This is a genomic window from Cupriavidus pampae, from assembly GCF_914271485.1.
Classification (GTDB): Bacteria; Pseudomonadota; Gammaproteobacteria; order Burkholderiales; family Burkholderiaceae; genus Cupriavidus; species Cupriavidus pampae.
Window position 1 is genome coordinate 104,148 of record NZ_CAJZAG010000009.1, and the last position, 12,494, is coordinate 116,641.

The following is a 12,494-nucleotide window of genomic DNA, read 5'->3' on the forward strand; positions in this document are numbered from 1 at the left end:
GGCGTGCGCTATGAATCGATGCCGCGACAGGATGCAAGAGCAACCGTGTCCAGGGCACCGAAAACGTGCATTAATGATACGGATTTCGTGTGATTTATGCGATGCAATTTCGCCCCTACTAGAGAGGGGCGTAGATCCGCGCGCGCGTGCCGATAAATGGACCGATGAGGGCTAGCGCGTTGCGCTCATGCCGTTCACATACACGTCGAACGTGGTCACCACGTTGCTGACCGCCTGATCGAGATCGTCGGCCGATGGGTCGACATCTGGCGTGGGCATCGTTGCTGCCGGCGTGTTCAACGTCGTCGTCAGCCCAATCGCGATTGCATCGTATCGATCGGCACGCTGCCGGTCGCGCGCGCCCGGCTCGCCAACGCGCAATACTTCGATCACCGCGGCGGCGCCGCAGACGATGCGAATCGCGCCAATCAGCTCACGCAACTGCTCCAGATGCTCCGAGCGCCAGCGGCCTTCCATCAGCATGCGTTCGCGCGCGGTTTCCAGGCGCGTACTGGCCAGACCGGCCTCGCTTTGCAGATGATCGAGCGCGGCGGCATCGCCCACACCCAGCCTGCGTACGGCGGCGGCAAACTTCAGGTTGGCGGACAGCGCGGCCGAGAGGGCGCCGATGACGCCGTTGTTGGCGCGCTCCGGCCACAGCAGGAAACTTGCCGCCACGCCGACGCACGCGCCCACGAACTCGTTGATCAGGCGCGCCATGATCAGACCTTCCGCAGGGCGGATAAAGTCAGACAGCAGCATGAACATCGGCGTTAGAAACACGACGAACAGGCCATAGTTCACCAGTCGCAGCGAGACGGTCACCGCGGCCAGCGGCAGGATGGCCAGCGTCATCGCTACCGGGCCGGACAGATGCGTGAGCAGAAACGCCGCGAAGATGCCGCCGATAAAACTGCCGATCGCGCGTTCGAGCACGCGCAGCCACGTGTTGGCCGAGATCGGCTGCGTCACGACAATCGCGGCGATTGCACCCCAGTAGGCGAACGTCACGTTGAGCCACGTGCAGATCAGATAGGCCAGCGTAGACGCGGCGGCCACGCGCAACGCATGACGCCAGACCAGCGTGTCGATATGGAAGGGCGTTGGCGGCGTGGCAGCCGGGGAGGGGAGCGGTGCCGCCGCAAATGCGGGGATATGGGCGGTCAGGCGCATGATGGCGTTCGCGGCGAAAGCCACGGCGCGGGCGACCTGATCCTTGCGACCTGCTGTTTGCCGCAACAGCGCATTGGCTTGCGCGATAGGCACATCGGCCATTGGCCGCTCCTGCTGCGCGAGATCGCCGAGGCTTTGCAGCAGTTGTCGCAAGCCCTGGAGCAGTGGGCGCCAGTCCTCGTGAATCGTGACCGCCGGGTTGCGGCGCGAATGGCCAATGGCGATCAGCGCGGAGAACACCCGGCCTGCCGTGTCGATGCCCGGACCCAGCACCGGGCTCGTCCGCACGTCATGCGCCGCCAGTGCGCGACCGCGTTCGATCGCCATGCGCACACCGCGGCGATACACGGTATCGAATTCGTCCCAGCCGTCCCTGTCCATGCCTGGGCGGGCATCGAGCGTTTCCAGATGGCCCGCCATAGCATCGAGCCGGGTGAAGACCGCGGCGAGCGTGAAGCAGGCCGATTGGCGGAATGGAATCGGCCAGAGCACGATGCAGAACAGCATGGCCCAGAAGGAGCCGAGCAGGAAATAACCGCCTTGCGCCAGCGCGCCTGTCAATGGCTCCGGCGAGGCGATACCGATCACGACCGCCAGCGAGGCAATCAGCCCTGCCTGGGCCGGCCCCGGGCCGAGCGATGGCTTATAGGAGCGTGTAAGCCCACACAGGAAGACGAGCACGAACAGCGTAACGACGCTGGCGGCGTAGCCCCAATGCGCGAGCCAGGCTGAAAGCGGCAGCACCACGACGCCTAACGCCGTAAACACGCCCATGGTTTTGAGCCGCTCGGCCTTGGCGCCCTGTGGATCGCACAGGCAGTTCCAGAACGCGGCCACCGCGCCGAAGGCGATTTCCGGTCGTGCGAGCAACACCGCCGCACAGAGCATCGGAGCCATCGCCAGCGCGGCATGAATCCCTTCCGCGATCGCAATGCGTTCCGGCGTCACGGCAAAAACATGGCCTTCCGACCGCAACGTGCGCCGGCTGACCAGAGAGACAAGCTTGCCGATAAGGGCCATGGGACCTTCGCATGTGGCTGCTACCTCATTCTAGATACCCATGAGATTCCAGCAAGCTCGACTTTGGTCGGGGTCGATACCGTCAGAATCAGCAATAGCCCTTCACCACGACACTGGCATGCCTTGCTTCCTGTGCCTGCATAAAGGCGTGCGCTGCATCGAGCCGTTCCGATCTGAGATAGGCCGCCACCAGTGTGAATGCCACAAGATCACGCTGCGCCCGGCTGCCGCCGATGCAGACGGTCTGCGGCCATGCCTGTTCGAGCGCCTGGATGGCACCCTCCCAGTCTTCGGCGGCGTAGGCGGCGAAGCCATCGGCGATAAGGACGACGACCTCCGTGGCGGGATAGGACATGCCCTCGATCAGGTCGCGAATCTCCGCAAGGCGGCCCTGCAACGCCTCGAAATCGTCAGCGGCGATACAGGCGATCATTGCGTGAACGTCGGCATAGCCGAGACCCGCCTTGGGATAGCAGCGCGCGGCATGTTCCCGTAGCGCCTGCCAGGCATCGATGTCACGCGACCACCCGGCAAGCTCCGCGCGCCAGAGGAATGACACGCTATCCGTGACCACGTTGATGGGCGGTCCCCACGCGCCGCCGGGACGTACGCTGGTGCGAAATACCTGCCAGGCACGTTCGGCCTTGCCCAGGGCCAGCGCGGCGAGCGCAACATGCCAGGACAGATGGCAGTGCGTAAGGCTGCGAGGGTCGTGCTGCGGCATCCACCCCTCGAGAAAATCCAGTATCTGCGCGGTTTCTCCGCGTTCGTACATCACGTGTGCACGGAAGTGTGCGGCGTGGGCATGGCGCGGATTGGCGGCAAACGCGCGATCCAGCAGGCGCCACGCTTCATCTAATCGACCAGTCTCACAAGCCGCGAAACCGAGCATCGCCTCGAACCACCAGTCCTGACCGTAGTCAGGCGCGAGCGAGGACAGGAACGCGTAGAGCGCTTCCTCGTGAGCCGGATCGCCGCTGAAACCATAGAGTCCGAACACGCTCGTGGCCGGCGCCAGCACCATAGCGTCTCTCGGCCAGTCGCGGAGATGATCGTGCATGGCGCGCATCGCTTCGCGTGGCTTGCCCTGGATACCGAGGGCCAGAACGTTGGCGTGACTGCGTTCGCGCGGCGTGGCATCGGCGACCAGACTGACGGCGTCCGCGGCCAGCTCACGCGCGGCTTTCACCTCACCGTCAAGAAAGATGCCGCGCGCGAGGGCGATCTTCGGCAACGCGAACGAAGGGTCGCGATCCACGGCCTCGGCGAGATGCGCGCGATACCCGGCCACGCCGGAAATCACGCTATCGACCCCGGCCACGTAGGCATCGCGAGCAGCGGGCGATGTCGTGGATACCTCCAGCCCGTATCGATCAGTCAGCATATTCGGCTCCTGACACTCAGGCCGCGAATACGGCCGTGCGATTATGAAACTGTAGTTGTCAGCCTATCAACCTGGATCGCTCTACTGATCCGGGCTCGCAGTACTTATATTCGTCGGACTCAATCGGTACATCAAGAAAGGTCCGTTCCCATGTTCAACTTCAACCTCCACGCGCCGACCAAAGTCCTGTTTGGCAAGGATCAGATCGCCGGTATCGCCGCCGAAATTCCCGCGGAAGCGCGTGTGCTCATCACTTACGGCGGCGGCAGCATCAAGCGCAATGGCGTGCTGGATGCCGTACGCAAGGCGTTGGGCGACCGCGTCGTGTTTGAATTCGGTGGTATCGAGCCGAACCCCGATTACGCCACGCTGATGAACGCCGCAAATCTGGGTCTGGAGAAGCAGGTGGACTTTCTGCTTGCGGTCGGCGGCGGATCCGTGGCCGACGGCACCAAGTTCATCGCCGCGGCCATGCGCTTCAAGGGCGACGCGTGGGAGATTCTCGCCAAGCGTAGCGTTGCCGCCAGCCTCGAATCGGCTGTGCCCATCGGCGTGGTGCTGACGCTGCCGGCCACGGGCTCGGAAATGAATGCCGGCGCTGTGATCAGCCGGCGCGAAACCGGCGACAAGCTCGATTTCCACTCGGCGCATGTGTTTCCCCGTTTTGCGGTGCTCGATCCTGTGACCACCTTCACGTTACCGGAGCGGCAGACCATCAACGGTGTCGTCGACGCGTTCGTTCACACGACCGAGCAATACCTGACCTATCCGGTCAACGCCAAAGTGCAGGACCGCATGGCGGAAGGCATCCTGCTCACGCTCATCGAGGATGGTCCGAAGGTACTCGCGCATCCCGAAGACTATGATGCGCGCGCCAACGTGATGTGGGCTGCCACGATGGCGCTCAATGGATTCATCGGCGCCGGTGTGCCGCAGGACTGGGCCACGCATATGGTGGGTCACGAACTGACCGCGATGCATGGTCTGGACCATGCGCAAACGCTCGCCATCGTGCTGCCGTCGATGCTTGCCGCGCGTCGCGAGCAGAAGCGCGAGAAGCTGCTTCAGTATGCCGAGCGCGTATGGAATATCCGCGAGGGCAGTGAAGCGGAGCGGATCGACGCGGCCATCGAAGCCACGCGTGCATTCTTCGAACGCATGGGTGCGTCGACTCGGCTCTCCGGGTATGGCATCGACGCCAGCCGCATCGAGGATATCGTCAGCAAGCTCGAAGAGCACGGCATGACGGCCCTCGGCGAGCATGGTGACATCACGCTCGATATCAGCCGCAAGGTGCTACTGGCTGCGGCCTGACGCATTGGCTGTCTACCGAGCCTGGAGCCGGTCGAGTCTGAGCCTGTGGCGCGCATCGGTCAGTCGCCACAGAGCCAGCCACGCCGCCAGTACCACGGCGAGGATGCTGCCGCCCGAGAGCAGGAACATGAGGAGAATCTGGTAGCGGGCCGCTTCGATCGGGTCCATGCCGGCGAGGATCTGTCCCGTCATGATGCCGGGCAGGGTGATGATGCCCGCGGCTGCCATCGTATTGATGGTGGGCAGCAGGCCGCTCCGGACCGCTTGCCGCAGGATCGGGCGCAATGCGGTCTGACGGTCCGCGCCGAGGGCCAGCCGCGCGTCGATTGCCTGCCGTTGGTGCCAGGCCGTATTGAACGTGGTTTGCAGGGTCAGGCTGGCGGCGTTCATCGCGTTGCCGAGGATGATGCCGGCGAGGGGAATGGCGTGGCGCGCGTCATACCAGGGGGAAGGGCGCAGGGCGGTGACCAGTGCAAGCACGGTGACCACGATGGTGGGGATGCTGACCGAGGCCAGCCCAAGTAGCCATTGCCAGCGCCCGTCCAAACGTCGCTCCTGCCGGCTTCCGGCTTCGCGTGCGGCGGCCAGGATCATCGCGACAACCAATATCAGCGTGAGCCAGGGCGACGCAATCGAGAACGCGATGCGCAGGACGAAACCGACCAGCAACAGCTGTACGACCATGCGAATCGCGGCGACCAGCAGGGTGCGATGAATGCCCAGGGACATCGCCAGCGAGAGCAGGGCGCCAGCGACGATCAGGCCGCTGGCGAGCACGAGGTCGCTGGTGGAAAGCAGAATCGGATTCATGCGACGACGACCTCCAGCCCCGCGGCACAAAGGCGGAGGTGCTTGCCTTGCAAACGCGCGGCTTGCTCTGTGTTGTGGGTGACGACGAGCAGTCCCATGCCAGCCGTCATCCGATCATTCAATATCGCTTCGACGGCAAGCGTTGAGTCGCGATCGAGTCCCGACGTTGGCTCGTCCAGCAGCAGGAAACGTGGGCGAAGGGTAATCGCGCGCAGCAACGCCAGCCGCTGACGCTCGCCGGTCGACAGGTGACTGACCTGAGCATCAAGAATGTCGTCGCGCAGATGTAGCGCCCGCAGGAGCGCTGGCAACGCCAGATTGAGCACGTCGCGGATTTCAAAATGGCTGCGCACATCGTCCGCCCACCAGCCGGACTCGGCGGCCACGTAGACGACCTCCCGCCGCCACGCCGGGCCGCTCAGGCTTTCTCGTGACGTGCTGCCAATCCGGACGTCCCCAGAACTCGGAATCAGATCCGCAATCATGCGCAAGACGAGGCTCTTGCCACTGCCGGAGGCGCCGGACAGAACGGTGCAGCGTCCGGGCGGAACATCAAAGTCGAAAGGACCTCGACCATGACCAGCAAGCTGGCGAATCTGGAGGCAGCCGTCCATGGGTGGCGAAGTGTAGTGGGGTCGCGGACGAGGATACCGACGTTCGCTTAAGCGCGGATTAGTCGGGGGTGGCCATCATTCCGGTGCGCACATCATTTAACATAATAACTGTTGTATCAACATTCGTTTGTTAGGGCCAATTTAGAATGTCCGCACCCCCTTTGAGGCAATTAAAAATGTCGTAACTTGCCCCAAGCGTAGAAGGATTTGCCAGCTGGGCCTCAGTTACCGCCACGATAACGTCACGCCCGGAAGCCGATCCCGGCATATAGTGGAGACGCCATTCACAGCAAGACCTGATGAGGAGTCTCCTATGACTGCGTCTGTCTTCTTTCGCCGCGCCGCATTGCTCGCTTCGGTATCCCTGCTCGTGCTATCGGGCACCGCCAATGCCCAGATCGGCGATATGCTGAAATCATCGCCATTAGGCGGCAGCTCCGGTCAGGGTGCCTCCGGTGGACTCGGCGGGCTTGGTTCGCTCGGCGGGTTGTCGGCGTCGTCGGTCAGTTCCGGCTCGGCTGGCAATGCGGCTGGCGTCATCGAGTTCTGCGTCAAGAACAACTATCTGAACGCCGACTCCGCAACGTCCGCGGTCAAGGACAAGCTGCTTGGCTCAGTCTCGGGCGGCACCAAGGACAGCGGCTACAGCGATGGCTCGCGCGGCGTGCTATCCACGAGCAGTGGCAGCAAGCTCGACCTCAGCGGCGGCGGACTCAAGGCGGAAGTCACCAAGCAGGTCTGCGACAAAATCCTGGCGCAAGGCAAGTCCATGCTTTGAGCAGCGCGCGGTCTCGACCGCGCCTCCGATTGTTTCCCGGCGCGCACCATAGTGTGTTCATTGGCATGCCTACCGAGCGATGACTCGGCTGCCTAAGCTCCTTCTCACAAGACGTTGTGAGAAACAGGAGTCAATCATGTGCCTTTGCCACGGATCACTTTACCCTGAGCACGATCTGGTTCCGTCGCATTACGCGACGCGTATCGGTGACATCGATGTAATGGTCATCAGCGATGGGGCGATACCCGTACCCGCCGACGTTCTGGGTACGAACGTTGACGCGGCCGACCGGGACGCCACGCTGCGCGGCAGATTCCTGCCGGACGTGATCGATTGGGGATTGAATGTCGTCGTGGTGCGTAGCGGCGGCCGGACGATTCTCATCGATGCTGGGATGGGTTCGGAAATGCCGGAATCCAAGCGGACCGGACGGTTGGCCCTGCGATTGCAAAGCGCCGGCATCGATCCTGGGACCATCACCGATGTCATCGCGACCCACATTCACATGGACCATATCGGCGGCCTGCTCGACGAACGGCTGAGAAGCCAGATGCGCCCGGACCTGCGGATCCATGTGTCGCACACCGATGTCGAGTTCTTCGAGTCGCCCGATTTCTCCCACAACACATTCAATGGGATTCAGGACATCATCCGCACCAGCTCCCGCAAGTTTCTGGACGCGTACAAGAACGAGTTGCAGCCGTTCGACAAAGAGTACGAGGTGGCGCCGGGAGTCGTCGCCACACTCACCGGCGGCCACACACCCGGGCACAGCGTGGTCCGCGTGTCGTCCGGCGGTGAGCGGATGACGTTCGCTGGTGACGCATTGGTGCCGGTCGGGATCGAATGCCCTGAATGGCAAAATGCCTTTGATCACGAACCCGAGGAGGCGACTCGCGTCCGCGTTCGCCTCTTGCGCGAAGCTGCGGAGACTGGCGAGCTGTTTCTGGCCAGCCACCTATCGTTCCCGTCGCTCGGGCACGTCGCGGTCGATGGCAAGGCCTTCCGCTATGTGCCAGCCAACTGGGCATATTGAATAAGCAGTACGCGCGCCAGCAGGTTGCTGCTAAGCGCCGCTTCACCATCGATTACGCCCCAGACCGGAGATTTGCCATGAAATATCGCATCGCCGCCCTGCTGTTCGCGGCCCTGCCGCTGCAGGTCGCCCTCGCCCAGGATCATTCGGCGCATCAGTCAGCCGCCGCCCCAGGCACGCTCGCCACGAAGAGCACCGGGGTCAAGGTCACACCTGTGTATCAGCAAGCTATCCCGAACCTGCCGGGCAAGAGCATCAAGGGTGTGCTTGTCGAGTACGAGCCCGGCGCCGTCAACGCCGCGCATACGCATGCCAAGTCGGCGATCATTTATGCGACCGTGCTGGAAGGCTCGGTGTTGAATCAACTCAATGGCGGGCCGCTGCGTACCTTCACCAAGGGGCAGAACTTCACCGAGATGCCGGGCGATCGGCATGATGTCAGCGCCAACGCGAGCAAAACGGAACCGGCGAAGCTGCTCGCGGTGTTCGTGGTGGACACCGATGATGTCGTGCTGACGACGCCGCTGAAGCCATAGGCAGAATCAAAGCACCAGCCCCACCCCGCCGGATGCCCGCTGTATGGCCTGCGGCGATTGGCCGAACGCGCGAAGAAACGCCTGCCGCATGCGTTCACGATCACCGAAACCAGTTTCGCGCGCTATGACTTCGATCGGGTGCCTCGTCGTCTCCATCAGCAACCGCGCGGCCTCGACGCGGAGGCGTTCGATGGCCTTGGCGGGAGACTGGCCGGTTTCTTCACTGAAGACGCGACTGAACTGTCGTGGGCTCAGCCGCGCGACTTCCGCCAGGGACTCGATCGACAGGTCACCGTTCAGGTTCTCCCTCGCATAGGCAAGAACCATCTGCACCCTGTCGGACTTTGCATCCAGTTCAAGAAGCGCCGAGAACTGTGATTGGCCGCCACCGCGCCTCTGATACACCACGAGCTTGCGCGCCACCATACGCGCCGCCTCGAGGCCGAAGTCTTTCTCAACGATGGCCAATGCGAGGTCAACCCCCGCCGTCATTCCCGCCGAGGTCCAGATGTCGCCATCGACCACGAAGATGCGATCTTCGTCGACCTGAACATTGGGGTACTGCTTCCGAAACTCCTGAACATGCAGCCAATGGGTCGTCGCACGCTTGCCGTCGAGCAGACCCGCTGCCGCGAGCACAAATGCGCCGGTACATATCGAGGCCACACGCCGACTCCGGCTCGGTGCAGTCCGAAGGTATTCAAGCAGGCTCTCTGAAGGCAGTTGGCAATCGTTGTCGCCTCCCACGATGAGCGTGTCGTACGTCGAGTCCCGGAGTCGATCCGTGTTGACCGAAAAGCTCTGAGACGTCATCACGGGACCACCCTCTTCCGACACCAGGCGGAACTGATACGCGAGCTCTCCGCGTAAGCGATTGGCATATTCAAAAACGGCCCCAACGGCGAGTCCCAGCGCCTGGAAATTTGGAAAGACGACGAGCCCGACCGTATGCATGACCACTCCGTAAGCATTGACGCATTTCGTTGAATATAGCCGAAAAAGGATAATTCGATGCCGATAAAACGGCCTTCTAGTGTCCTGATTCATTGTATCTATGTCATTGAGGATATCGAAGGTGGAAGCCAGAATTAGTCGCAAGCCTGACACCCGTCAGGTACTCCATCTTCAAGACAATGACCATGACTACTACCAACTCATCCCCCAAAGGCGCGGCTCTGATCACCGGCGCGTCCGCCGGTATCGGCGCCATTTATGCCGACCGTCTCGCCAAGCGCGGTTATGACCTCATTCTGGTCGCCCGCAACGCCGCGCGCCTCAGTGCACTGGCCAACCGCCTGACCATCGAGACCGGACGATCGGTCAGCACCATCGCCGCCGACCTCAACAACAAAGCGGACCTCGCGAAGATCGAGGGCGTCCTGCGTGAGGACAAGAACATCACCATGCTGGTGAACAACGCCGGCGTTGGCTCCGTCGCTTCCGTGCTCGCCGACAACGTCGAGGACATGGATGCGATGATCAGCCTGAACATCACTGCCCTCACCCGCCTGACCTATGCCATCGCGCCGGTATTCGCGGCCAGGGGCTCCGGCACGATCATCAACATCAGTTCGGTCGTGGGTATCGCGGTCGAGATGCTCAATGGCGTCTACAGCGCTTCCAAATCCTACGTGCTCAGCTTTGGCCACACGCTTCAGCGTGATCTGGCGGACAAGGGCGTACGCATCCAGACCGTGCTGCCCGCGGCAACGGCCACCGAGTTCTGGGACGTAGCGGGCTACGCGAAACAGAAAGAAGCCGCCAGCACCATGACCGCCGACGACCTCGTGGATGCCGCACTGGCCGGTCTCGATCAAGGCGAACTCGTCACCATCCCGACGCTGCAGGACGACACGGACTGGGCAACGTGGGAGGCGAGCCGCCGGCTGCTGGCACCAAAGTTTGCCAATGCCAAGGCCGGTCCCCGCTATGCGGTCAAAGCTGATGTAGTCTGAACCCACACTGAAACCACTGCGCGGAGGCGATATGCCGTATCTACAACTCGACGTAAACGAACACTACTCGACTGACCAGAAACGGCTTCTCGCCGCGCGCATGAGCGAATCGTACGCGTCCATGATGTCGGTGGATATCCGGCGAATCTCGGTTGCCATTCGCGAGCTTGGCGAAGGCGGCGTATGGCGCATACCCGAAGTCGGTCAGGAACCGACTCCGGTTGCACTCATGATGCTCGACATTCGGAAAGGCCGGCCGCCGGAGCTTCGTATGGAAGTTGCCAAGGCGCTGTGCGCGCACTGCATCGAGATTCTTGGCCTGCGAGAGGACCGTCTCAACGTCGAGTTCACCCAGCATTCCGGCGACGAGATGTATCACCCCACGCTGGGTGGATATAGCCCGGACTGGCAGCCCGGCGAGCAGTAGACATTGACCGAGGGCGCCCCCCGTGCGCCCTCGCCTCTCACGCGCTCTTCAACGCTTCGACGATTTTGACAGTGTTTTTGAGCTCCCCCAGACCCGTGGCGGAGACGCGTACCACGTCGCCATCCTGCAAGAACCGCGGCGGCGAAAAGCCGATGCCGACGCCGACCGGCGTGCCGGTGGCGATAATGTCTCCCGGCAGCAAGGTCATCACGGCGGACAGCGTCTCGATTAGCTTGGGCACGCTAAAAATAAGATCCGTCAATGGCGCATCCTGTCGCATCTCATCGTTCACCCATGTCCGCAGCCTGATGGCGTCGATCGGCACCTGATCGATCGTCGCTATCCACGGGCCCAGGGGACAGAATGTGTCCAGCGATTTGCCGAGAAACCACTGACCGTGATTGCGTTGCAGATCGCGTGCGGTGACGTCGTTCAGCGCCACGAAACCGAAGACTTGGTCGAGCGCCGATTCTTGCCTGACGTTACGGCACTCCCGGCCAATGACGACGCCGACTTCGCCTTCGTAATCCACGGATGACGTGAGCGCCTCGCTATACACGATCGGGTCGGTGGGACCTGCCAGTGAAGTCGTTGCTTTCGTAAAAAACTGCGGCGCGGATGGAACGGATGCGCCGCCGCTCGTCGCGTTGAAGCCGCTTGCGTCAAACTCTCGCGCATGGTCGACATAGTTCTTTCCGACGGCAAAGACATTGCGAACCAACTCGGAAAATGGGGAAAGAAACGTGATGTCATCGAACCGCACACGCTTCGTCGCGGCGCTCAGCAACTCCGCTTCGCCCATGCGGCGCTCGATGATGGTACGTACGGGATTGAGGTCGTGAGTGAGCAAGCCGTCGATCAGGAGCACTTCGCCCTTATCTGCCTCGACCAGAGCGAGCCTGACGCGCCCCTGGTAAATGACACGCGCTAACTTCACTGGCTTACTCCTTGGGCGCGTACTGCATCTCGCCATTGCCGAACGACCAGTCTTCACGGGCTACGTCGACCAGGCTGATCCAGACATCTTCTTTCCGTATTCCAGTCTTCGCGGCGATGCCTTCCGCTACCGCTTTATAGAACGCCTTTTTCACGTCGATACTGCGGCCGGCGTTCCACGTGACCTGAATAAACACAATGCCCGGCGTGTAAGTGACACCGAGATAGCCATCCGCGGGATAGATCAGTTCGTCCTCTGCATGACGCGTGACGATCTGAAACTTGTCGTTGGCGGGGACGTTTGCGACGCCGGTCATGGCGTCATAGACCACATTGCTGATGGCGCGTACGTTTTCAGCAGAGGCGGTCTTGGCGAGATTGATGCGAACGAGTGGCATGGTGGTTTCAACGCGGATGAATGACCGCTACGCGGCCGGACGATGAAACAGTACGCGCCACCCTATGATTCCTCAAGCGAATGTTTCTCATCTTTAGTATGCTAGCTACGCAT

The 12,494-nt window shown here is 62.0% G+C and carries 13 protein-coding genes; 6 read left to right on the forward strand and 7 right to left on the reverse strand.

The annotated features are described in order from the left end of the window. Positions 1-171: 171 nt before the first annotated feature. Entirely contained in the window at positions 172-2,193 is a 2,022-nt protein-coding gene (locus tag LDO41_RS22650; protein ID WP_223992279.1) for an FUSC family protein, read from the reverse strand. Between the two features lie 88 nt (positions 2,194-2,281). Beyond that, entirely contained in the window at positions 2,282-3,577 is a 1,296-nt protein-coding gene (locus tag LDO41_RS22655; protein ID WP_223992281.1) for a hypothetical protein, read from the reverse strand. A gap of 150 nt (positions 3,578-3,727) precedes the next feature. On the opposite strand from LDO41_RS22655, the gene yqhD reads away from it, so the two are divergent. Next, the gene (gene yqhD / locus LDO41_RS22660) at positions 3,728-4,891 is read left to right on the forward strand and encodes an alcohol dehydrogenase (RefSeq protein ID WP_223992283.1); all 1,164 of its coding nucleotides are present in this window, start codon (positions 3,728-3,730) and stop codon (positions 4,889-4,891) included. 12 nt (positions 4,892-4,903) lie between these two features. Here yqhD and LDO41_RS22665 read toward each other — a convergent pair whose 3' ends face one another. Further along, the gene (locus tag LDO41_RS22665) at positions 4,904-5,701 is read right to left on the reverse strand and encodes an ABC transporter permease (protein ID WP_223992284.1); all 798 of its coding nucleotides are present in this window, start codon (positions 5,699-5,701) and stop codon (positions 4,904-4,906) included. Further along, the gene (locus tag LDO41_RS22670; protein WP_223992286.1) at positions 5,698-6,315 is read right to left on the reverse strand and encodes an ABC transporter ATP-binding protein; all 618 of its coding nucleotides are present in this window, start codon (positions 6,313-6,315) and stop codon (positions 5,698-5,700) included. Before LDO41_RS22670 ends, LDO41_RS22665 begins: the two co-directional genes overlap by 4 nt. A 313-nt stretch (positions 6,316-6,628) precedes the next feature. On the opposite strand from LDO41_RS22670, the gene LDO41_RS22675 reads away from it, so the two are divergent. From LDO41_RS22675 to LDO41_RS22685, 3 genes are all read left to right on the forward strand, one after another. Next, the gene (locus tag LDO41_RS22675) at positions 6,629-7,093 is read left to right on the forward strand and encodes a DUF2501 domain-containing protein (protein WP_223992288.1); all 465 of its coding nucleotides are present in this window, start codon (positions 6,629-6,631) and stop codon (positions 7,091-7,093) included. Positions 7,094-7,229: 136 nt separating this feature from the next. Next, the gene (locus tag LDO41_RS22680) at positions 7,230-8,129 is read left to right on the forward strand and encodes an MBL fold metallo-hydrolase (RefSeq protein WP_223992289.1); all 900 of its coding nucleotides are present in this window, start codon (positions 7,230-7,232) and stop codon (positions 8,127-8,129) included. A gap of 77 nt (positions 8,130-8,206) precedes the next feature. Further along, positions 8,207-8,665 (forward strand): cupin domain-containing protein, encoded by a 459-nt coding sequence (locus LDO41_RS22685; RefSeq protein WP_223992291.1) that lies wholly within the window; start codon positions 8,207-8,209, stop codon positions 8,663-8,665. Between the two features lie 6 nt (positions 8,666-8,671). Here LDO41_RS22685 and LDO41_RS22690 read toward each other — a convergent pair whose 3' ends face one another. Continuing rightward, complete coding sequence (locus LDO41_RS22690; RefSeq protein ID WP_223992293.1) at positions 8,672-9,619, reverse strand: GlxA family transcriptional regulator; 948 nt, start codon at positions 9,617-9,619, stop codon at positions 8,672-8,674. Positions 9,620-9,804: 185 nt separating this feature from the next. On the opposite strand from LDO41_RS22690, the gene LDO41_RS22695 reads away from it, so the two are divergent. Further along, on the forward strand, positions 9,805-10,620 hold the full coding sequence (locus LDO41_RS22695) for an SDR family NAD(P)-dependent oxidoreductase (RefSeq protein ID WP_223992295.1): 816 nt from the start codon (positions 9,805-9,807) through the stop codon (positions 10,618-10,620). 31 nt (positions 10,621-10,651) lie between these two features. After that, positions 10,652-11,047, forward strand: coding sequence for a tautomerase family protein (locus LDO41_RS22700; protein ID WP_223992296.1), 396 nt, complete (start codon positions 10,652-10,654; stop codon positions 11,045-11,047). A gap of 37 nt (positions 11,048-11,084) precedes the next feature. On the opposite strand, the gene LDO41_RS22705 is transcribed toward LDO41_RS22700, so the two are convergent. Then, positions 11,085-11,984 (reverse strand): fumarylacetoacetate hydrolase family protein, encoded by a 900-nt coding sequence (locus tag LDO41_RS22705; protein WP_223992297.1) that lies wholly within the window; start codon positions 11,982-11,984, stop codon positions 11,085-11,087. Positions 11,985-11,988: 4 nt separating this feature from the next. Continuing rightward, complete coding sequence (locus LDO41_RS22710) at positions 11,989-12,381, reverse strand: tautomerase family protein (RefSeq protein WP_223992298.1); 393 nt, start codon at positions 12,379-12,381, stop codon at positions 11,989-11,991. Positions 12,382-12,494: the final 113 nt, after the last annotated feature.

Bases quoted from the DNA above. Each gene is read 5' to 3' on its own strand.
- LDO41_RS22650 (WP_223992279.1), bottom strand. From the start codon at position 2,193: ATGGCCCTTATCGGCAAGCTTGTCTCTCTGGTCAGCCGGCGCACGTTG.
- LDO41_RS22655 (WP_223992281.1), bottom strand. From the start codon at position 3,577: ATGCTGACTGATCGATACGGGCTGGAGGTATCCACGACATCGCCCGCT.
- yqhD (WP_223992283.1), top strand. From the start codon at position 3,728: ATGTTCAACTTCAACCTCCACGCGCCGACCAAAGTCCTGTTTGGCAAG.
- LDO41_RS22665 (WP_223992284.1), bottom strand. From the start codon at position 5,701: ATGAATCCGATTCTGCTTTCCACCAGCGACCTCGTGCTCGCCAGCGGC.
- LDO41_RS22670 (WP_223992286.1), bottom strand. From the start codon at position 6,315: ATGGACGGCTGCCTCCAGATTCGCCAGCTTGCTGGTCATGGTCGAGGT.
- LDO41_RS22675 (WP_223992288.1), top strand. From the start codon at position 6,629: ATGACTGCGTCTGTCTTCTTTCGCCGCGCCGCATTGCTCGCTTCGGTA.
- LDO41_RS22680 (WP_223992289.1), top strand. From the start codon at position 7,230: ATGTGCCTTTGCCACGGATCACTTTACCCTGAGCACGATCTGGTTCCG.
- LDO41_RS22685 (WP_223992291.1), top strand. From the start codon at position 8,207: ATGAAATATCGCATCGCCGCCCTGCTGTTCGCGGCCCTGCCGCTGCAG.
- LDO41_RS22690 (WP_223992293.1), bottom strand. From the start codon at position 9,619: ATGCATACGGTCGGGCTCGTCGTCTTTCCAAATTTCCAGGCGCTGGGA.
- LDO41_RS22695 (WP_223992295.1), top strand. From the start codon at position 9,805: ATGACTACTACCAACTCATCCCCCAAAGGCGCGGCTCTGATCACCGGC.
- LDO41_RS22700 (WP_223992296.1), top strand. From the start codon at position 10,652: ATGCCGTATCTACAACTCGACGTAAACGAACACTACTCGACTGACCAG.
- LDO41_RS22710 (WP_223992298.1), bottom strand. From the start codon at position 12,381: ATGCCACTCGTTCGCATCAATCTCGCCAAGACCGCCTCTGCTGAAAAC.